We start from the raw sequence: 19,611 nt of genomic DNA, 5'->3' as shown, positions 1-19,611 counted from the left end.
TCCAGTTCGAAAACAGTAAGCGTCATTTTGGCGTTCATCCTTGTTTTAGCGCCAGTGCCTTTGGGGGCCTCCGCGGAAGAATCGTCGCAGATTGCAAATGGTGACTGGTCAATCGAGGTTGCCGGAGGTTTTGCACAAGTAACCTGGGATGTTCAGCGCTACGATGCAGATGTGACTGTCGAAGACAGCGATGGTCTGCTTGGAGTTGGCGGGAGTGAAGGTTCACTAAATCTTGGTTTCACAGGTAATTCCGAATTAGAAATCACACTCTCTATGCGGGCTCCATTGTCCAAACCTGAGGCAGCCGAAATCGCCATCGAACGCGGTGTTGACATCAAAGAAGTGCTGAGTTCGGTGGAATACCACGAGGTTAGTCACCTTCGAATCTCTCCCGATGGTGGTTTTGGTGAAGTGAGCGCAGATGCGGCCACTCTACCCGCCTACTCGATTCTTCGGTACATGACGTTCATTCCTGAGGCATACGTTGCAGCACCGGGTCCAGTATGTACCGGCGGAGACCTAACCAAGACTTATAGGTTTGCTGGAGACGACAGATCTTTTGGGCCAGGCAACACGAGCTTTCGAACCAAATTTGATGTAAAGATCGACTGGCTGAATCAAGGGGCAGTCACAAAGACCGTGAGTGTTGGTGAAACAATCAGACAGGTTCGATTCAGCGACGGATCCTGGTCTTCGGGCGTTAAAAGGACCGCTTTAGACAGCACTATGCGCTTAAACCTTGACGGAGTTCAAAGGTCCGATTTCGTGTCATTCAACATCGAACAGGACGTGACAAATCCATTTTGCAGCGTTCTGACTAATGGAATCTACTTCAATTACGACGTCACCGTCTCCAGATCAGGGGCCTACTCTTTCAAGGGAAGCGCTATCAAAGTCCCGAATCATGAGGTTTACATTAAAGACCAAGATAATCCGTCGTGGTCGATTATTGCGAGACGTTCCTATCCCACATTTGATTGTTTGAACCAACTCCTATTCACTGCCAATTCATGCATGTATACCAATTCAATTTCTGGAGTGAGGTAATGAACAAGCTCAACTGGCTTTCCAGAACAGCTCTTGCTCTTTTCGTGATCCAACTATTGCCGCTGGCCTGGTTAGTCGTGACTTCGGTTTTGAAGATGAATGACGATTCTGTTGGTGCGAATGAAATACTCGGTGGCTATGTGTATTACATTTACTTTTTTTTCTTGAGCTCAGTTAGTACCTTGCCTATGGCACTTGGGACGCTGGCATTCATTTTTGCCTTGACGATTAGGTTGTCAAAATATACATTGAAAACGCAAAGGCGTCTGCGCGCCTTGAATCTACTTGCAATGCCATGGGTTGCGTCGTCATTTTTTGCACTAGACCTCATTTTGTTGCCGAAAGAAGGCGTTTGGGTTGCTTCTGCGCTCGTGACACGGCTATGGGTGATTGCGACCCTCGCACTCATCTGGTTCATCTTTAACTTTAAAGTCGACAAAACTCCCCGAGTCAGCCTTTAGACGCGGACTGTCATTCACTGAACTATCTTTCTGCCTCTTACTGTGGTCAAATGTTTGTTAAAACAAAGCACTAGCCAAAGCTGTCTAGAAAGTGACCATCCGTGTCAGAAATTGAATTCACCACCCGCAAATGGGTGCGCCCAGAAGACCTGAACGCCAATGGAACGCTCTTTGGTGGCAGCTTGCTTCGTTGGATTGATGAAGAGGCAACTATCTATGCGATCTTGCAGCTTGGAAATCGCCGTGTGGTTACCAAAATCATCTCTGAGATTAACTTTGTGGCATCGGCTATTGAAGGCGACCTAATCGAGATTGGTCTGATTGCCACCAAGTTTGGAACAACTTCAATAACCATGAGGGCCGAGGCTCGCAACATGGTTTCTCGCAAGAACATTTTGACTGTCGACCACATCGTTTTTGTTGGTCTTGACGCCGAAGGTCGCCCACTTCCTCACGGTTACACCACAGCGACGCACGACCGCGATCGAATGCCAATCGAGCATTCCTAAGAATATTTGGAATCAAGCAACTAGGCTTTTGGTTGACGCTCGAGAGGTGCTGAAACAGCGCTGGTAAGGGCATAGCCAAGGGGATTCGTATGAACGCGTTTTTGAAATTTATCACCGGAAAAAAGACTGCGCCGGTGACTCTATTAATCGGTCTAATTTTTGCCGGACTAGCCTTTGGTCCCTTGGCACCCGACGCCACCGAGACGAATCCGGGTGTTGGCCTGCCGGCTTCAGCTGAGTCGGTGCTGGCAGACGAAAAGTTAGCAACGCTGCCAGGTTCTGACTCAACCGCTGCAGTGATTGTCTATGCCTCGGATGACAAGTTCACAACCGAGCAGCTCACTTGGTTGCAGGGAACCTTTGACCCAATGGCTCAGATGTTGGTGGGCGGAGCGAATGAGAAGTTCACAGAGTTCACCAATCTAGAAGTGAACGGCCAAGCTTTTGTGCCGCCGGCCGCTGTTTCAGAAAATGGCAAAGTTGCCGTGATTACTGTTCCACTCGAGGTCTCAGAAGAGGTCGAGGTAATCACCGAGCGCGTTACTGAAATGCGTGAGATCGCCGCTGAAGATGCTCCAGCTGGAATGGATGTCTATGTCACCGGACCTGAAGGTTTTCAGGCAGACCTAGCCGGAGTGTTTGCCGGTGCTGACTTTGCACTCTTGCTCTCGACCGTGGTGGTCGTAGCCTTCTTGCTTTTGGTGACCTACCGCAGCCCAACCCTTTGGTTGATTCCACTATTGGTCGTTGGCACCGCCGATGGCATGTCTCGCGGTCTAGCCGTTCAGGTTGCAAACTTCTTTGGAATCACCCCTGACGCTTCAGTAACAGGCATTCTTTCAGTTTTGGTGTTTGGTGCTGGAACCAACTACGCACTGCTTTTGATCGCTCGTTACCGCGAAGAGCTGCTCGTAGTCGAAGATCGCCATGCAGCCATGATCAAGGCTGTTCGCGGCGCTGGCCCGGCGATTATTGCCTCGGGCTCTACCGTTACCCTTGCGCTGCTAACTCTGAGCTTTGCTGATCTTGCCGGCAACCGTGCGCTTGGCCTAGTCTGTGCCACTGGCGTGGTTATCGCGATGATTTCGGCGCTCGTGATTCTGCCTGCAGCGCTCGTTGTCTTTGGCCGAGGCCTATTCTGGCCTTTCATTCCAAAGTTCGGCGGGGTCAACAAGAGTGACAAAGGCCTCTGGGCAAAACTCGGTCGTGGTGTTAGCAAGAAGCCAGCCTTGGTTTCAGTTGTCGGTTTTCTGGTGCTTGGTGCGCTTGCGCTTGGTGCCTCAAACATCCAGGTAGGTCTAGCCAGCACCGACCGATTCTTGAAAACACCTGAAGCAGTTACCGGTCAGCAAGTTCTAGCCGAGGCGTTCCCGGCCGGGCAAACCAGCCCAACTCTTGTGGTCGCAAACGCTGACCAAGCTGAGGCCGTGAAGACGGCAGCCGAGGGTGTCGATGGTGTTTCTTCGGTGTCAATTTCAAACAACAGCACCGATGCCCTTGCCAAGCTTGAGGTAGTTCTCGAGGGTGAAGCCCAATCAGATGAGGCCTACGCAACCATCGTTGACCTGCGCGATGCAGTTCACTCGGTTGATGGAGCCGACGCCCTTGTCGGTGGCTTGGATGCTCAAGCGCTTGAGGTCAAGGATGCATATGCGCACGACCAAGTGATCGTGATTCCACTCATCCTAGGTTTGGTTTTCATCGTGCTTGTGTTGTTGCTTCGTGCACTGGTTGCGCCGATTCTGTTGCTCACCACCGTGGTTGCTTCGTTCTTTGCCTCGATGGGTGCGGGTTGGTTGCTGTTCACGAACGTATTCGGGTTCCCAGCACTTGACCTGAGTGTGTTCCTCTACAGCTTCTTGTTCTTGGTTGCCCTTGGTGTTGACTACAACATCTTCTTGGTGACTCGAGCTAAAGAGGAGGCCGTTCACCTGGGTGCCAAGCAAGGCATGATCAAAGCATTGAGTTCAACCGGTGGCGTAATCACCAGCGCGGGTATTTTGCTTGCCGCTGTGTTTGCCGTTCTGGGTGTATTGCCGCTGGTGGCACTTGCTCAGATTGGTGTGATTGTTTGCATCGGTGTGCTGCTCGACACACTTTTGGTTAGAACCGTGATCGTGCCAGCACTCGCTTTCATCAGCAAGAAGAATTTCTACTGGCCTTCAAAGAACTACCAGGACTAACCAGTGGCGCGAGTTAGGTCGGGGTCAGCGAAAAGCGATTCTCGCAGACCTGTTTGGCTAACTCGCAACCTCTTTGCGATTTCGTGGGTTTCACTGCTTCAAGATGCAGCCAGCGAAATGCTTTACCCGCTGATGCCCATATTTTTGAATTCGGTTTTAGGCGCACCCGCCGCCATCGTTGGCGCTATTGAAGGTGCCGCCGAAGGCGCCATGTCGTTGACTAAATTGGCCTCGAACTGGATCAATCGGTGGATGCCTCGAAAAGCTATGGTGGCTTTTGGTTATGGCGGCGCTGCCATCGGAAAAATCATCATCGCCATGGCAGCAGCCTGGCCGGTGGTCATGATTGGGCGTGTGGTTGACCGGCTCGGCAAAGGCTTGAGGTCAGCGGCGAGAGATGCCATTTTGGTGCACGGTGTTGATGCGGGTGATCGCGGCAAAGTCATTGGTTTTCACCGCACCAGCGACACCCTGGGTGCCGTAATCGGGCCAGCTTTGGCTCTAGCCCTGCTGTCAATTTTCGACGGAAATCTCAGATCGGTGCTTTGGGTCGCGGTGATTCCTGCCTTGCTTTCGACTGCAGCGGTTTTCTTCATCAAAGACCAAGACCATGCCAACCGCAAGCGCCCAAAGGTTGTATCAAAGGCTGCCAAGCCAGCAACTCAACTCGCGCCAAAACTACAATTGCTCATTTGGATGCTGGCTATTTTCTCACTGGCTAATTTTCCTGATGCGTTGATTTTGCTTCACCTTAGCCAAGAGGGATTCGCCGTTACCGAAGTAGTAGGCCTCTACCTGCTGTTCAACATTGCTTATGCAACGATGAGTTTTCCGTTTGGTTTGCTTGCTGATCGAATGAAACCGCAGCACGTCTACGCCATCGGCCTGTTGTGTTTTTCGATCGCATACGCAGGTTTCGCTATCACAACCGACAAAACCTTCGCAGCCCTACTAGTTATTGTTTATGGCGGGTTCGCTGCTGCTAACGATGTGGTTGGCAAGTCTTGGGTTTCGAGAATTGCTCAAGACAATCAGCAGTTGTTAGTGCAATCTAGGCTTCAAGGTCTAAGCGGGCTCGGGCTACTTTTCGCCGGCATATGGGCAGGCTTAGCTTGGAATGTTGGCGCCGGATTCGGCACCATTCCGTTGCTAATTTCTGCAGCTTTTGGTCTGGTCGCAGCTGCAGTTATAGCCCGCACAAAATTGGGCCAAGTCGTTTAGCTCAACTGAAGCCAAACGGTTTGGTCGGCAACCAGCGGGTGGCCGTCTTTCATGCCGTGAAGGCTTGAGGCTAGAATTTTGCCCTCTGGCAGGTTGATTGGTTCGTGGCCAAAGTTGTGAACAATCAGGATGTGGTTGTTGCGGTAGCCAAGAACGTTTTCGCCCAAGAACTGTGGTGACCACTCGAACGAACCCTCGCCTAGGCCAAGTTCGCGACGAGTTCGCAACGCGTGCTTGTAGAGCTCAAGAGTTGAACCCTCGACACCTTCTTGCTGGTCGCGCGAATAGCCGGCATAGATCTCTGGCTGAGGCAACCAGGCTTTTCCGGTGGTGTTGAAGCCGTTAGCAGCGCCAACCCCTGATTCCCAAGGCAAAGGAACACGGCAGCCATCGCGCCCGACTCGCGCGCCATTGGTTCTGAAGAAGGTTGGGTCTTGGCGGTACTCGTCTGCCAGCGTGGTGTGTTCCGGCAGGCCAAGTTCTTCACCCTGATAGATGTATGAAGACCCTGGCAAGCCGAGCATGAACAAAGTTGCACCTCGAGCGCGGCGCAGGCCAAGCTCGCGGTCTGGCTGCGGGTCGTTTGGCCCTACTCCATCGCTGTCGGTCGGCTTAACCTTTAGACCACCAAAACGGCTAGCGTGACGCAAAACATCGTGGTTGTTCAAAACCCAGGTGCTTGGTGCGCCGACTGAGTCGAAAGCCTCAAAACTTTCGTTGATGGTGTTGAACAGGGTTTGTGCCTGCCACTCGCTGTTCAAGAATCTGAAGTTGAAGGTCTGGTGAAACTCATCTGAGCGAACCCAAAGCGCCATGAATGAAAGCGGAAGAACATAAGCCTCACCGCACATTGCTCGGTCGCCAGGGTAACTGTCGAGAATTGCACGCCATTTTCTAAAAATCGGGTGCACAGATTCTTGGAACCACATCGGCGGGCTGGCTTCGCCCTCAATAAAACCGGCTCCGGCGCGGGCTAGATCTGGGTGGTCTGGCAAACCCTCAGCCTTGCCCATGGCGTGTGGCTGGTCGACTCTAAAGCCATCTGCGCCTCGGTCTAGCCAGAATCTCAAAATGTCTTCAAAGGCTTCTTGAACCTTCGGGTTCTCCCAGTTCAAATCAGGCTGGGATGAATCAAAGAGGTGGCAGTACCACTGGCCAGCAGTGCCATCTGGGTTGGTAGTGCGGGTCCAGGCTGGTCCGCCAAATAGGCTCAGCCAGTTGTTCGGCGGCAAATCGCCGTTCTCGCCTTTGCCGTCTTTGAAGTGATAGAAAGCGCGTTCAGCCGAGCCTTCGGGCGCGGCCAAGGCTGCCTCGAACCATTTGTGTGCACTGCTGGTGTGGTTGGGAACCAGGTCAACTAGAACGCGCAGCCCGAGTTCGTGAGCACGAGCAACCATGTCATCAAAATCGGCAAGGGTGCCAAACAGCGGGTCAACATCCATGTAGTCAGAGACGTCGTAACCAGCATCTTTTTGCGGCGAGCGCATAAACGGCGAAAGCCAAATTGCATCGATGCCCAGGGCTGCGAGTGAAGCTAAACGCGAGGTGATGCCAGGCAGGTCACCCATGCCGTCGCCGTTTGAGTCAGCAAATGAGCGTGGGTAAACCTGATAGATAACTGCCGAACGCCACCACTCCTCACCAAGGCGAGCAAGGTGATGGGGTGCGTTTGAGATATCCAGCTTCATAACTGGCTATTTTAGAGCTTGATCCACACGGTTTGGTCATGTTCTAGCTCGCCCTCGATAGTGAGGTCGTGCTGGGTGGTGACCAAAATTTCTCCAGCTGGGATAACCACCGGCTCGCCGCCGATGTTGCTCAAGACCAAGACACCGTTGTTGATGTAGGCGAGAGTGCTTTCATCCTGGTATTCAGGGGCCCATTTGAAGTTGCCCGCACCAAGCGAGAGTTCTTTGCGCACTTTGAGCATGCGCTTATATAGCTCGAGCGTTGAACCAGCAACGCCTTCTTGAAGGTCACGGGCATAGCGCGCATAGCTGCTCGGTTGAGGCAACCATGATTCACCGGTGGTAGAGAATCCGTTCGATTCGTTCACCTTTGATTCCCAAGGCAATGGAACTCGACAGCCGTCACGACCAACACGTTCACCGTTGGTTCTAAAGAAGGTTGGGTCTTGGCGATACGCCCCGCCAAGCGAGGTGTGCTCAGGTAGACCAAGCTCTTCACCCTGATACATGTAGGCGCCGCCAGGTAGTGCAAACATGAAAGCACTGGCTGCGCGGGCGCGACGAAGGCCCAAGGCTTCATCTGGCTGAGCAAACTCTGGGCCGATTCCATCACCCTGCGGTGGCAGGGTGCCTGGCTCATAAGCAAATCGTGTTGCGTGGCGAATCACGTCGTGGTTCGAAAGCACCCAGGTACTCGGGGCGCCGACAGCGCCAAATTCCTTCAGAGATTCGGTCACCACTTTGTGCAGGGATGCTTTGTCCCAAGGACACTCCAAGAAACCAAAGTTGAATGCCTGGTGGTATTCATCTGGGCGAACCCACTGGGCCATGCGAGACAGTGGCATGATCCACGCTTCGGCTGCCATTAGGCGGTCGTCATACTCGTCTACAACTTCACGCCAGCGACGAATCACCGGGTGCACCTCTGGCTGACCCCAGTATGGGTTCATCTCTTCAAGCTCTTCGAGGGTCATTTCGGCCTCGGTCTTGGCTCCACCCATTGTGGTGTCAATAACCTTGGTGTCAGGCAGTCCAACGCGCTTCATCATGCCGTGGGCTACGTCGATTCTGAATCCGGCAGCGCCACGATCTAGCCAGAAACGCAACACGTCATCGAACATGTCGAGCACGGCCGGGTTGGTCCAGTCAAAGTCAGGCTGGGTTGAGTCAAAGATGTGCAAATACCACTGGCCAGGGGTGCCGTCAGGATTAGCGATGCGAGTCCAAGCGTTTCCGCCGAAAACCGAAGGCCAGTTGTTCGGTGGCAAGTCGCCATTTTTGCCTTTGCCGTCTCTGAAGATATACATGCCGCGCTCAGGCGAGCCCTCAGGTGCTTTAAGCGCAGCCTGGAACAATTCGTGCTGGTCAGAAGAGTGGTTCGGCACGAGGTCAACAATCACCTTGATTCCGAATTTTCTGCAAGCGCTTACAAGATTGTCGAAATCTACAAGATTGCCGAACAAAGGGTCGATATCTTTGTAATCCGACACGTCATATCCGGCGTCTTTTTGTGGTGACTTGAAGAACGGCGAGCACCAAATTGCGTCGATTCCAAGGGCCGCCAAAGCCGGGATGCGGTCCGTAATCCCTTTCAAATCGCCCATTCCGTCGCCATTGCCGTCGGCAAAGCTGCGCGGATAGATCTGATAAATCACAGATGAGCGCCACCATTCGGCATTGGGAACGGTCTCAAAAAGAATTTCGTTGTTCGACATGAACACCACTATAAGGGTGGTTTATCTTCCGTGATTCAATCGTTATTCATGTAAGCGATTACAAATTTGACGCATCCGATTTCGAGGAGAAAAGTAGGTCTTGCTTGCCTATCCAGGCAATAAACAGAAAAACGAAATTTCGCAACGAAAGGTGAAATTAGTGAAGAAGAACATGCGTGGCGCATTCGCCGCTGGAGCAATTGCTCTAACCGCAATGCTTACTTTCTCTGGCTGTGCTTCAGACCCGAAGCCAACCACCGATGTCCTAGACATCTGGGTTGACAAGCTAGAAGCTGTAGCTCTTGAGGGCTCAGCAGCCAAGTTCGAAGAAGAGACTGGCATCAAGATCAACCTCGTTATCAAAGAGGGCGACCCAATCGAAGACTTCAAGGTTGCTGGTCCTGCCGGCGAAGGCCCTGACGTAATCCTTGGCGCACACGACAAGGTTGGTGCACTTGTTGCCGACGGTCTAGTTGCTCCAATCGACCTAGGTTCAAAGAAGGGTGACTTCCGCGAGAACGCAATCGCAGCTTTCACCTACGACAGCAACCTATACGGCATGCCTTACACCATCGAGAACATTGCTCTCGTATGTAACACCGAGAAGGTTCCTTCACAGCCGACCTGGGAAGACCTAAAGGGTGTGGGCGTTGCTCTAAGCCTTAACGGTGGAACTGGTGACCCTTACCACATGTACTCAATCCAGACCTCATTCGGTTCAAAGGTCTTCAAGCGTGACGCTGACGGCAACTACACCTCTGAGCTAGACATGGCAAACGGTGGCGCAGAGTTCGCTAACTGGCTTGCAACCGAAGGCGCAGAAGTTCTTGACCCAGAGTCAACCTGGGACTCAAGCGTTGCTGCTCTTGCAGACGGCACCAAGGCATGTTGGATCACTGGCCCATGGGCACAGGGTGCAGGCGATGGCGCGATTGACCTAAAGTCAGGCGCTTACAGCATCTACAGCATCCCATCAGTTGGTGGCCAGGACTCAGTACAGTTCATGGGTTCACGCGGTTTCTACATCTCTTCATACGCAACTGACAAGCTATACGCTCAGAAGTTCGTTGTTGACTACGTAGGTACTGAAGAAGTTCAGACTGCAATGTTCGAGGCCGGCGGCCGTATCCCAGCTCACAAGGCTGCATTCGAAGCTGCTTCAGAAGACCCAATCGTCAAGGGCTTTGGTGCTGCTGGCGTAAAGGCTGAGCCAATGCCTGCAATCCCTGCAATGGCAGCTGTTTGGTCAGCATGGGGCGCAACTGAGATCGCAATCCTTCAGAAGAAGGGCGACCCAGCTGAGCTTTGGACCAAGATGATCGCAGACATCGAAGCTGCAATCGCTGGCTAATAGCCTCAAAAGATAGTGGGTGCCGGGGTTCAGCAATGAGCCCCGGCATCACTCTCTAGGCCACCGGCCAATAGTTTTACCGATACACAGATTTACCAACAGCTAGATTTAGCTCGACACAGCAGAACCAGAAGCGGGGCAAATGCCATGGCAAAGACCGAACTAGAACCAACGACCAAACCTGCAAAGGTAAAGATTCGTCGAGGTCAGCTAGATGACGGCGGAACCCCAAGCCTGCACGGCACCATCATCAAGATCATCCTTCTTGGTCTGGTAGATGCAGCAGCCCTTTTTGCTTTCATGTCTCTGATCAGTCAGAGCAACTTCGGTATCGCCGCACTTCTTGCCGGCGTGACCCTCCTAATGAACTTTGTTTACCTGAAGCGCGGATTGCTTCCGGGTAAGTACCTGATGCCAGGCCTTATCTTTATGGCCATCTTCCAGGTTTATGTTGTTGGCTTCTCGGGCTACATTGCCTTCACCAACTTTGGTGGCGGCCACATGAGCTCAAAAGAAGACTCAATCACCGCTATTCAGCAGAGCTCAGCTTTTCCGGTTGAGGGTGCAACTGTTTACCCATTGACCGTGGTTGAAAACGCTGAAAACAAGCCTTTTTACCTCATCACCATCAACGATGACCCAGAGCACCTTAAGGTTCTGGTTGGTGGCAAAGACGTGCCTCTCGCTGAGGTAACCGGCGCAACCATCGAAGAGGGCAAGGCTGTTGAGGCCCCTGGTTACACCGAGATGAAGTTCAAAGAATTCGCAGACCGCCAGGATGAAATTCTGCCGATGCGCGTGTTCTTGAACGATGGTTCTGGTCTGTTCTACAAGACTCCAAATGGCGAAGACGCCACTCAGTACCAAGACAAAGTAATTTTCAACGCCACCGAAGACTCAGTGCTTCGTGTTGAAGATCAGGTTCTGTTTACTGACCGTGGCCACGGCGCCTACGAGTCGGCCGATGGCGAAATGATTCTTCCTGGTTGGAGAGCTGAAGTTGGCTTCGACAACTTCGTGAAGGCCGTCACCAACGAGCGCATCCGTGAACCGCTTTTGATGGTTACTCTCTGGACCTTCGCGTTCGCATTGCTAACCGTGTTCTTCACCTTTGCAATGGGTCTTGGTCTTGCCATGTTGTTCAACGACGAACGCATTCGCGGTCGCAAGATTTATCGAATTGCCATGGTTCTGCCTTATGCGTTCCCTGCCTTCTTGTCAGCCCTGATTTGGCAATCGATGTTCAACCGCAAAGAAGGTTTCATCAACCAGGTGATTCTTGGCGGCATGGATATTTCTTGGTTGTCTGACCCGACGCTCGCCAAGGTAGCAGTGCTGTTGGTTAACTTCTGGCTTGGTTTCCCATACATGTTCTTGATCGCAACCGGTGCTCTCCAGTCGATTCCTGCTGAGCTCACCGAATCGGCAAAGATCGACGGTGCAAGTGCTTGGCAGCAGTTCCGCTATGTCAAGTTGCCGTTGCTTCTAGTTTCAGTTTCACCACTGTTGATTGGTTCGTTTGCCTTCAACTTCAACAACTTCACACTTATCTATCTGGTCACCGGCGGTGGCCCGAAGGTTGTTGAAGCTGATATGAACGTTGGTCACACCGACATCTTGATCACCCTGGTTTACAAGATCGCCTTCAACACCGGTAGCGGCGCAAACTACGGTTTGGCCAGCGCTTTCTCGATTCTGATCTTCCTTGTGGTCGGAACCATCTCTTACATCGGCTTCCGCCGCACCCGCACCCTAGAGGACGTGAACTAATGGAGCTATCAACTAAGCAACAGGAGAAGCAAGCAGCCAAGGCTGTTCGTCAGCTCTCAACCATCAAGCACATGGGCCTCGGCAAATGGATGTCTCAAATTGGTTGGCGCCACGTGGTCGGCATCGTCGTGGTCATCTACGCGCTGTTCCCGATTGTTTACATCATCTCGGGTTCGGTGAACCCTGGCGGAACCCTAACCTCAGGCAACCGCTTGTTCCCAGGTTTCACATTCGACAACTACATCGCGTTGTTCACTGACCCATACCGCCCTTTCGCTGACTGGTTCAAGAACACCCTTTATGTTTCGACCGTCGCCTCTCTCGGCAGCGTATTCCTTTCATCCTTGGCTGCCTATGCATTCTCACGCATGCGTTTTATTGGCCGTCGCGTTGGTTTGCTAAGCCTGATTTTGTTCCAGATGTTCCCTCAGATTTTGGCTTTGGTCGCAATCTTTGGTTTGTTGGTTGAAATCGGAAAGGTATTCCCAGCGATTGGTAACGGAACCCACATCGGCCTTATCTTGGTCTACCTTGGTGGAGCCCTTGGCGGTAACACCTACTTGATGTACGGCTTCTTTAACACCATTCCAAAAGAGCTTGATGAAGCCGCCAAGATCGACGGTGCAACCCACACCCAGATCTTCTTCGGAATGATTCTGCGCCTGACCGCTCCGATTCTTGCGGTTATCTTCTTGCTGAGCTTCATTGGCCTTTCAAGCGACTTTATTCTTGCCAGCATCTTGCTTGAAAAGCCTGAAGACAAGACCCTTGCGGTTGGTCTTTATGGCTACATCGCTGACAAGATGAACCAAGAGTGGACAATCTTCGCGGCTGGTGCGGTGCTTGCCTCGCTACCAATTGTTGGATTGTTCCTTTACCTTCAGAAGTACATTGTTTCTGGCCTCACCGGCGGTGCGGTTAAGGGTTAACGAGTCGCCCAATTGACTCAGATTGCGTAGCAACATGTCATCACTGCCTCACGCCCTCAGCCCACACCACGACGGGTCAGCGCTATATGTACTGAACCAGAAGCCAAAACTCTTGGATGATGTGCGTCTTCGGGTGCGCATTCACGAGTCAATCGGTGATGTGGCTGAAGTGAGGGTTCGCTCAAGCGAGAGCGGCGAGGCTTTCCCGAGTGCACCGGCAAAGCGTAAGAAGCTTGCCAGTGGATGGTCTTGGTATGAAGCTCAACTGACCATGCACAACCCAAAGGTCAACTATCGCTGGATGATCAAGCTCACCAACGGAAACATTCTTTGGTTGAACACCCTCGGTCTTCATGTAATCGACCAGCCCGACATCAACGACTTCAGAATTAACGTTTTTTCTTCAGCACCGGCCTGGGGCCCGAGCACCATTCTGTATGAGGCTTTTCCAGACCGATTCGCTCGTTCGGCCAAAGCTGATTCTCAGGTGTTGCCTGACTGGGCGATCAAAGCTGAATGGAATGAAACGGTAATCGGTCGAGGCCCAGGCACATCTGAGCAGTTCTTCGGTGGCGACCTGTGGGGAGTAATCAATCATCTGGATCACCTTGAAAAACTTGGCGTGAACGTGCTTTACCTCACTCCGATTTTTCCGGCGAGATCTAACCACCGCTACGACGCCAGTTCATTCGACGAGGTAGACCCGCTACTAGGCGGCAACAAGGCTTTGGTTGCTTTGGTGAATGCTGCTCACGAGAAAGGCATCCGAGTTATTGGTGACCTAACCTCTAACCACTCGGGCGCCGCTCATGAATGGTTCAAGGCCGCGTTCAAGAACCCAAAGGCCCCAGAATCTGATTTCTACTACTTCAGTGATGGCAATAAAAAGTATGACTCTTGGTTCGGTGTAGCCAGCCTTCCTAAGTTCAACTGGAAGTCGGCAGAACTTCGCAAGCGTTTTATCGAGGGCAAGTCTTCGGTAGTAGCAAAGTGGCTCAAGGCCCCATTCAACTTGGATGGCTGGCGAATTGACGTAGCCAACATGACTGGGCGCATCCGCGATGAAGACATGTATCTAGAGGTAGCCCAGATCGTTCGCAAAACTATGGTTTCGGTGAATCCAGACACCATCATGCTCGGTGAATACACCGGCGACGCCGCCTATGAGGTGCAGGGCGACGGCTGGCAGGGCGCGATGACCTATGCAAACTTCACCCGCCCGCTGTTCCGTTGGTTGCAAAAGCCGGCAGGCGAAAAAGAACTTCAGAACATTGGTTTCATCTCGCGTGAAGAGACCGGCCGAGAGTTTGTCGAGAGCCACATCAAGTTTGCAGCTGGGTTTCCTTGGCACGTTCGCATGAACAACATGAACGCGCTTGACACTCACGACACCCCCCGCTTCAAGACCTACACATTGCCTGGTGCACAAAAAGTCGCAGCCGCTATGCAGTTCACGTTCCCGGGCATCCCGCTAATTTGGGCCGGTGATGAATTCGGCTTGGATGGATTCAACGGCGAAAATTCACGCACTCCGCTGCCTTGGAATAATGAGCGCGAGCATGATGCCTCGATGATTGAGGTCTATTCAAAGCTGGCAGAAATTCGCACCAAGAATATCGCTCTTACCGAAGGTAGTTTGCGATTCCTAGCGGTTACTGACGAGGCCGTTTTGTTTGTGCGCGAGCACGCGAAGCAAAACATCCTGGTTCTTGCAGCTCGCTCGAAGACTTCAAAGCTGGCCATACCTGTGGCCGCTCTTGAGGGGCTAAAGGCGGCGGAATTGTTGTTTGGCAGCGGCGAAATTAAGGTCGGCAAAAACAAGGCCAAGTTCTCTGAAGGGCAGATGAGCGTTAGCATCTGGCGTTTGACACCGTCTAACTAAAAGTGCTAAAGTCTTCTGGTGTCTGGCGTCAAGCCTAGATTCAAATCGCCCCGATAGCTCAGTGGTAGAGCACTTCCATGGTAAGGAAGGGGTCGCCAGTTCAATCCTGGCTCGGGGCTCGAAACAAATAACCAGTTACCGCAAGGTAATACCCGGCTGGGTAGCTCAGGTGGTTAGAGCACACGACTCATAATCGTGGGGTCGCGGGTTCGAGTCCCGCCCTAGCTACCAACTCCCTCTAGATTCTTCTAGGGGGTTTTCTTGTTTCTAGTTCGTAGACTAGAGCCGTGGTAAATCCAAATGTGCAGGGCAAAACTTATCCGGCAACCAGCCCATATCTGGTTGGTCGCGAGAAGATCCGCGAATTCGCCCACGCGGTTAAATCAACCAACCCGATGAATCTCGACGTGTTCGCGGCCCAAGCTGCTGGCTACGACGATGTCATTGCACCGCCAACATTTGCAGTGGTAATTCAAGAGCGAAGCCTGGCCACTGTGCTGGCTGACCCTGAAGCCGACATCGATTTCAGCCGAGTGGTTCACGGCGATCAGCGCTTCATTCACGCTCGACCAATCGTTGCCGGCGATGAGCTAACCAGTGTGCTCGAGGTAGCCAGTGTCAAGTCACTTGGTGCGCACTCTATGGTCACGTTCGAAACCAAGATTTTTGACATTGAAAAAGCGCTGGTTTGCACCGCCATCTCAACGCTGGTTGTTAGAGGAGACGAGTAATGGCTCACATCAACATTGCTTCTCTCGAAGTTGGCCAAGAAATTGGTACCACCGAATTCTTGCTCACCCGTGACTCGCTGGTTCGCTATGCAGGTGCATCTGGTGACTTCAACTCAATTCACTACCGCGACGACATCGCTGCTGCCGTAGGTCTGCCAGGTGTGCTTGCCCACGGAATGCTCACCATGGGTGCTGCTGTTCAGGTAGCAGTTGACTGGGTTGGCGATGCTGGTCGTATTGCCGACTATCAGGTGCGCTTCACTAAGCCAGTTGTGGTTGACCCGGTTGATGGCGCTGTTCTGGTTGTTACCGGCAAGGTCGGGGCCATCGACGAAGAGAACCGTTTGGTTCGAATCGACCTCACTGCGGTGTTCAACGAAACCACTGTGCTCGGCAAAGCCCAGGCTCAGGTTCGCGTTTAATGACCCAAGCACTAAGTGAGCTAACTAGCATCCGTGTTGGTGGCGTGCCGGCAGAGATTTTCGAGGCCAAAACGCGCGAAGACCTAATCGAGCACACTCTGGGCGTTTGGCGCTCAGGTGATGACTGGTTGGTGCTTGGCGGCGGCTCAAATATGGTTGTTGCCGATGACATCAGCGAGCTGAGAATCATCAAGGTTTCAAACCTTGGCATCGAGCCAGTGCGTCAGCGCGATGAGTCGCGAGTGACTGTGCGAGTGCAAGCCGGTGAAAACTGGGACGCATTTGTTGCTCAAATGATTGAGCAGGGCCTAGCCGGTTTTGAAGCGATGAGCGGCATTCCCGGGACAGTCGGTGCCGGACCGGTGCAAAACATCGGCGCCTATGGTCAAGAGTTGAGCGATTGCATGGTGCGCCTCGAATTTCTCGATTATGAGACTCAAGAGCTTGCAATTCTCGAAACTAAAGATCTGCAGTTTGGTTATCGAGACAGCGCAATCAAGCGCGGTCGACCAGGCGTAATTACTTGGGTTGAGTTTGAATTACAAAACTTGGATGGCCTAAGTCGCCCGCTCTATTCAACTCAGATTGCTGCCGAACTTGGCGTTGAAATGGGAGCTCAGGTTCCACTGCTCGATGTGCGTAATGCAGTTCTCAAACTGCGCTCGCAGAAGGGCATGGTGCTTGATGCCAATGACCCAGATTCAGTTAGTTGCGGTTCTTTTTTCACTAATCCGATGGTCAGCGACGCATTTGCTCGCACCTTACCTGAGAGCGCGCCGCGCTATGAAAACCAAGATGACGATGGCCTGACTGTGAAACTTTCAGCCGCTTGGTTGATCGAAAATGCCGGCATCAAAAAAGGCTTTTCGATCGCTGGTTCAAACGCTGCAATTTCTTCAAAGCACACACTGGCAATCACAAACCGCGGTGGAGCAACTGCCGCTGAAATTATTCAGCTTGCCGAGTTTGTGCAGACTCAGGTTTCGAATAAGTTCGGCATCAACCTTGTTCCCGAACCAAACTTCATTGGGTCGTTCTAGCATCATTTGATTCATGCGACTTAAAAGCTAATGGCCTCCCGAGGGAGGCCATTAGCTTTATCCAAGTGCTTATTTAGCAAACAATGCCTGAAGACGCTGAATGCCTTCAAGAAGAGGTGCATCGCCAAGTGCGTAGCTCAAACGAACATAGCCCGATGGGCCGAAAGCCTCACCAGGAACCAAGGCAACCTCGGCCGCATCCAAGATGTAATCGCAAAGCTCAAGCGAGGTGTTGATCTGCTTGCCGCCCCATTCGCGACCCAACAGAGCTGTTACATCTGAATAGACATAGAAAGCGCCCTGAGGGGTAGGTGCTAGCCAGCCATCAATCTTGTTCAACTCGGCAACTGCAATCTGGCGGCGACGGTCAAAAGCCTCGCGCATTGCATAAACGTCGTCTTGTGGGCCAGTCAATGCAGCAAGCGCTGCCTTCTGCGAAATGTTTGAAACGTTAGAAGAAAGGTGTGACTGCAAGTTGCCAGCCGCCTTCATCGCATCAAGCGGGCCAGCCATCCAGCCCAAACGCCAACCGGTCATCGCATAGGTCTTGGCTACGCCATTTACCAGGATGGTTCGGTCAAGCAATTCAGGAACGGCCTCGGTGATTGAAACAGCCTTCACGCCGTCGTAGGTGAGGTTCTGGTAGATCTCGTCGGTAATTACCCAAAGACCATTCTCAAGAGCCCACTCGCCGATTGCCTCGGTCTCTTCACGGGTGTAAACCGAACCGGTTGGGTTCGATGGTGATACAAAAAGCAAGACTTTTGAACGTGGTGTGCGTGCAGCCTCAAGCTGAGCAACAGTCACCTTGTAGTTCTGGTCTGCGCCAGCAAAAACCTCAACCGGGGTTCCGCCAGCAAGACGAATCGCCTCTGGGTAGGTTGTCCAGTATGGGGTAGGCATTAGAACTTCGTCACCTGGATCGACGATGGTTGCAAAAGCCTGATAGACAGCTTGCTTGCCGCCATTGGTGACAACCACCTGGGCAGCAGAAATCTCAGTGCCCGAGTCGATGCGGGTCTTGTGAGCAATTGCTTCGCGAAGGTCAGGCAGGCCGATAGCCGGTGTGTAGCGGTGGTTCTTAGGGTCACGCACGGCAATGGCAGCGGCCTCAACAATGTGAGCCGGGGTGGCAAAGTCAGGTTCACCAGCAGCATAAGAAATTACTGGGCGGCCTTCGGCTTGCAAAGATTTTGCCTTGGCATCAACTTTTAGAGTTGCCGATTCAGCAATCGAACCAATACGTTTTGAGATTCTCGGAAAGTCAGTCACGAGGTAAAGCCTACTAAAGTCACAAATCGGGCTTTGCATTAACTTGCCCCAAGGTCTAAAGTATTTAGAGGTAGTTTGACAACTTCCGAAGCCTAATCTGGCAACTTAATCATTCTTTAGATTCAATCTAGAAGTGTGCCTTTTGACAGATGGTTTTGGGTTGGCAACCTAGCCCATAAAGGGTGGTGGCTCAATTGGTAGAGCATCGGTCTCCAAAACCGAGGGTTGCAGGTTCGAGTCCTGTCCGCCCTGCTAACAAGCAGTAACTGTTTCGGAACAACCGTTTCGACCAACAAAGGAATGTCAAATGGCAGATGAGCAAGAACAGGTCACCGAAGACCTAGTCGAGCGCGCGAAGGCTGATAAAGCATCGAAGCGCAACATCTTTGGCCGCATTGCACTTTTCTTGAAGCAGAGCGTTGGCGAGCTAAGAAAGGTCACCCGACCTACCTGGCCTGAGCTTCGTAACTACACCGGCGTTGTGCTGGCATTCGTAGTTGTTGTGATGGTAATCATCTCGGCTCTCGACTGGCTTTTCTACCAGGGTGTTGTTTTCGTCTTCACCCCAACCGCTTAAGTAAGTAAGGAACACCACATTGAGTGAATCAGAACGCACCGAACTAGAGGCTCTTGCCGAGGTTCAGGACGTTGCTGCTGAGCAGATCATTGCTGAAGCAGATGCCGACCTTGCCGACTTGGCTGCAGACGCAGCAGCAGAACTTGAGCAAGACCTCGAGCTTGAAGAAGCAATTGCTGAGGTTGAGGCTGACAAGGCTGCAGATTCAGACATGACTGAAGAGGGTGCACCAGAAGACCCTTACCGCGAGTTCCGCGCAGAGCTTCGCCGCCAGCCTGGCAAGTGGTACGTAATCCACAGCTACGCCGGCTACGAGAAGCGTGTTAAGCAGAACATCGAGAACCGCAAACTTGCTCTAGAGGGCGGCGACGACATCTTCCAGATCGAAGTTCCGATGGAAGACACCATCGAGATCAAGAACGGTCAGCGCAAGTTGGTCACCAAGGTTCGCATCCCTGGTTATGTTTTGATCCGCATGGAGATGAACGAAGAGTCTTGGTCACTAGTTCGCCACACCCCAGCCGTTACCGGTTTTGTTGGCAACTCACAGAACCCAACCCCACTTCGCCCAGACGAGGCATTCAACATGCTGAAGACTCTTTACGTTCTACCTGAAGAGGCAGAGGCTAAGGCAGCTGCTAAGGGTGGCGTTGCAGTCAAGGGCAAGGCAAAGGCTGTTCCAGTCAACTTCAACTACAAGGTTGGCGAGAGCATCATGATCAAGGATGGTTCGTTCGCGGGTCTTCCTGGAACCATCAGCGAGATCAAGCCAGAGAGCGGCAAGCTCACTGTTCTTGTTTCACTGTTCGAGCG

General features: G+C 52.4%; 17 protein-coding genes and 3 tRNA genes. 17 read left to right on the top strand and 3 right to left on the bottom strand.

All coding sequences use genetic code 11. From position 1 onward, the window contains the following. Window positions 1-27 precede the first annotated feature (27 nt). From Q0L26_RS02185 to Q0L26_RS02165, 5 genes are all read left to right on the top strand, one after another. Window positions 28-1,047 (top strand): hypothetical protein, encoded by a 1,020-nt coding sequence (locus Q0L26_RS02185; protein ID WP_296646773.1) that lies wholly within the window; start codon window positions 28-30, stop codon window positions 1,045-1,047. Beyond that, complete coding sequence (locus Q0L26_RS02180) at window positions 1,047-1,508, top strand: hypothetical protein (protein ID WP_296646770.1); 462 nt, start codon at window positions 1,047-1,049, stop codon at window positions 1,506-1,508. Before Q0L26_RS02185 ends, Q0L26_RS02180 begins: the two co-directional genes overlap by 1 nt. Before the next feature lie 101 nt (window positions 1,509-1,609). Further along, entirely contained in the window at window positions 1,610-2,017 is a 408-nt protein-coding gene (locus Q0L26_RS02175; RefSeq protein ID WP_296646769.1) for a hotdog domain-containing protein, read from the top strand. Between the two features lie 89 nt (window positions 2,018-2,106). After that, window positions 2,107-4,200 carry an MMPL family transporter gene (locus Q0L26_RS02170; protein ID WP_296646765.1) on the top strand — a complete coding sequence of 698 codons (2,094 nt, stop codon included), beginning with the start codon at window positions 2,107-2,109 and terminating at the stop codon, window positions 4,198-4,200. A 3-nt stretch (window positions 4,201-4,203) separates the two neighbouring features. Next, on the top strand, window positions 4,204-5,421 hold the full coding sequence (locus tag Q0L26_RS02165) for an MFS transporter (protein ID WP_296646762.1): 1,218 nt from the start codon (window positions 4,204-4,206) through the stop codon (window positions 5,419-5,421). Here the strand turns inward: Q0L26_RS02165 and Q0L26_RS02160 are convergent. Then, complete coding sequence (locus tag Q0L26_RS02160) at window positions 5,418-7,109, bottom strand: glycoside hydrolase family 13 protein (RefSeq protein ID WP_296646760.1); 1,692 nt, start codon at window positions 7,107-7,109, stop codon at window positions 5,418-5,420. The two genes, Q0L26_RS02165 and Q0L26_RS02160, sit on opposite strands and share 4 nt — an antisense overlap. An 11-nt stretch (window positions 7,110-7,120) precedes the next feature. Beyond that, the gene (locus tag Q0L26_RS02155; RefSeq protein ID WP_296646757.1) at window positions 7,121-8,824 is read right to left on the bottom strand and encodes a glycoside hydrolase family 13 protein; all 1,704 of its coding nucleotides are present in this window, start codon (window positions 8,822-8,824) and stop codon (window positions 7,121-7,123) included. A 160-nt stretch (window positions 8,825-8,984) separates the two neighbouring features. On the opposite strand from Q0L26_RS02155, the gene Q0L26_RS02150 reads away from it, so the two are divergent. The 9 genes from Q0L26_RS02150 to Q0L26_RS02110 all read left to right on the top strand — a co-directional run bounded on the left by Q0L26_RS02150 (window position 8,985) and on the right by Q0L26_RS02110 (window position 16,949). Next, entirely contained in the window at window positions 8,985-10,175 is a 1,191-nt protein-coding gene (locus Q0L26_RS02150; protein ID WP_296646754.1) for an extracellular solute-binding protein, read from the top strand. A gap of 147 nt (window positions 10,176-10,322) precedes the next feature. After that, entirely contained in the window at window positions 10,323-11,945 is a 1,623-nt protein-coding gene (locus Q0L26_RS02145) for an ABC transporter permease subunit (protein WP_296646752.1), read from the top strand. A gap of 71 nt (window positions 11,946-12,016) precedes the next feature. Continuing rightward, entirely contained in the window at window positions 12,017-12,874 is an 858-nt protein-coding gene (locus tag Q0L26_RS02140) for a sugar ABC transporter permease (protein ID WP_296647222.1), read from the top strand. A gap of 34 nt (window positions 12,875-12,908) precedes the next feature. After that, on the top strand, window positions 12,909-14,756 hold the full coding sequence (locus Q0L26_RS02135) for a glycoside hydrolase family 13 protein (protein ID WP_296646749.1): 1,848 nt from the start codon (window positions 12,909-12,911) through the stop codon (window positions 14,754-14,756). A 47-nt stretch (window positions 14,757-14,803) separates the two neighbouring features. After that, window positions 14,804-14,875, top strand: a tRNA-Thr gene (locus tag Q0L26_RS02130). A gap of 35 nt (window positions 14,876-14,910) precedes the next feature. After that, a tRNA-Met gene (locus Q0L26_RS02125) sits at window positions 14,911-14,987 on the top strand. Between the two features lie 56 nt (window positions 14,988-15,043). Then, window positions 15,044-15,487 carry a MaoC family dehydratase N-terminal domain-containing protein gene (locus Q0L26_RS02120; RefSeq protein ID WP_296646747.1) on the top strand — a complete coding sequence of 148 codons (444 nt, stop codon included), beginning with the start codon at window positions 15,044-15,046 and terminating at the stop codon, window positions 15,485-15,487. Next, window positions 15,487-15,909, top strand: coding sequence for a MaoC family dehydratase (locus Q0L26_RS02115; protein WP_296646743.1), 423 nt, complete (start codon window positions 15,487-15,489; stop codon window positions 15,907-15,909). Before Q0L26_RS02120 ends, Q0L26_RS02115 begins: the two co-directional genes overlap by 1 nt. After that, the gene (locus Q0L26_RS02110; protein ID WP_296646740.1) at window positions 15,909-16,949 is read left to right on the top strand and encodes a UDP-N-acetylmuramate dehydrogenase; all 1,041 of its coding nucleotides are present in this window, start codon (window positions 15,909-15,911) and stop codon (window positions 16,947-16,949) included. The genes Q0L26_RS02115 and Q0L26_RS02110 overlap by 1 nt, the downstream gene beginning before the upstream one ends. Before the next feature lie 69 nt (window positions 16,950-17,018). Here Q0L26_RS02110 and Q0L26_RS02105 read toward each other — a convergent pair whose 3' ends face one another. Continuing rightward, a complete protein-coding gene (locus Q0L26_RS02105) occupies window positions 17,019-18,221 on the bottom strand; it encodes a pyridoxal phosphate-dependent aminotransferase (RefSeq protein WP_296646739.1) in 1,203 nt (400 codons plus the stop codon). A 179-nt stretch (window positions 18,222-18,400) separates the two neighbouring features. On the opposite strand from Q0L26_RS02105, the gene Q0L26_RS02100 reads away from it, so the two are divergent. The 3 genes from Q0L26_RS02100 to nusG all read left to right on the top strand — a co-directional run. Further along, a tRNA-Trp gene (locus tag Q0L26_RS02100) sits at window positions 18,401-18,473 on the top strand. Between the two features lie 55 nt (window positions 18,474-18,528). Beyond that, window positions 18,529-18,798, top strand: a complete 270-nt coding sequence (gene secE / locus Q0L26_RS02095) for a preprotein translocase subunit SecE (RefSeq protein WP_296646736.1) — start codon at window positions 18,529-18,531, stop codon at window positions 18,796-18,798. Between the two features lie 19 nt (window positions 18,799-18,817). Next, window positions 18,818-19,611: transcription termination/antitermination protein NusG (nusG, locus tag Q0L26_RS02090; protein ID WP_296646735.1), on the top strand; the 794-nt coding region annotated here is incomplete at its 3' end.

The organism is Rhodoluna sp., from assembly GCF_024641065.1.
Taxonomy (GTDB): Bacteria; Actinomycetota; Actinomycetes; order Actinomycetales; family Microbacteriaceae; genus Rhodoluna.
Note: the sequence above shows the minus strand (reverse complement) of the source record. Positions and strands in the feature narration are given on the sequence as shown.

What these genes read in the sequence shown, in the direction of transcription:
- Q0L26_RS02155 (WP_296646757.1), bottom strand. Translation starts at nt 8,824, where the DNA reads ATGTCGAACAACGAAATTCTTTTTGAGACCGTTCCCAATGCCGAATGG.
- Q0L26_RS02180 (WP_296646770.1), top strand. Translation starts at nt 1,047, where the DNA reads ATGAACAAGCTCAACTGGCTTTCCAGAACAGCTCTTGCTCTTTTCGTG.
- Q0L26_RS02160 (WP_296646760.1), bottom strand. Translation starts at nt 7,109, where the DNA reads ATGAAGCTGGATATCTCAAACGCACCCCATCACCTTGCTCGCCTTGGT.
- Q0L26_RS02115 (WP_296646743.1), top strand. Translation starts at nt 15,487, where the DNA reads ATGGCTCACATCAACATTGCTTCTCTCGAAGTTGGCCAAGAAATTGGT.
- Q0L26_RS02135 (WP_296646749.1), top strand. Translation starts at nt 12,909, where the DNA reads ATGTCATCACTGCCTCACGCCCTCAGCCCACACCACGACGGGTCAGCG.
- Q0L26_RS02170 (WP_296646765.1), top strand. Translation starts at nt 2,107, where the DNA reads ATGAACGCGTTTTTGAAATTTATCACCGGAAAAAAGACTGCGCCGGTG.
- Q0L26_RS02145 (WP_296646752.1), top strand. Translation starts at nt 10,323, where the DNA reads ATGGCAAAGACCGAACTAGAACCAACGACCAAACCTGCAAAGGTAAAG.
- Q0L26_RS02140 (WP_296647222.1), top strand. Translation starts at nt 12,017, where the DNA reads ATGGGCCTCGGCAAATGGATGTCTCAAATTGGTTGGCGCCACGTGGTC.
- Q0L26_RS02110 (WP_296646740.1), top strand. Translation starts at nt 15,909, where the DNA reads ATGACCCAAGCACTAAGTGAGCTAACTAGCATCCGTGTTGGTGGCGTG.
- secE (WP_296646736.1), top strand. Translation starts at nt 18,529, where the DNA reads ATGGCAGATGAGCAAGAACAGGTCACCGAAGACCTAGTCGAGCGCGCG.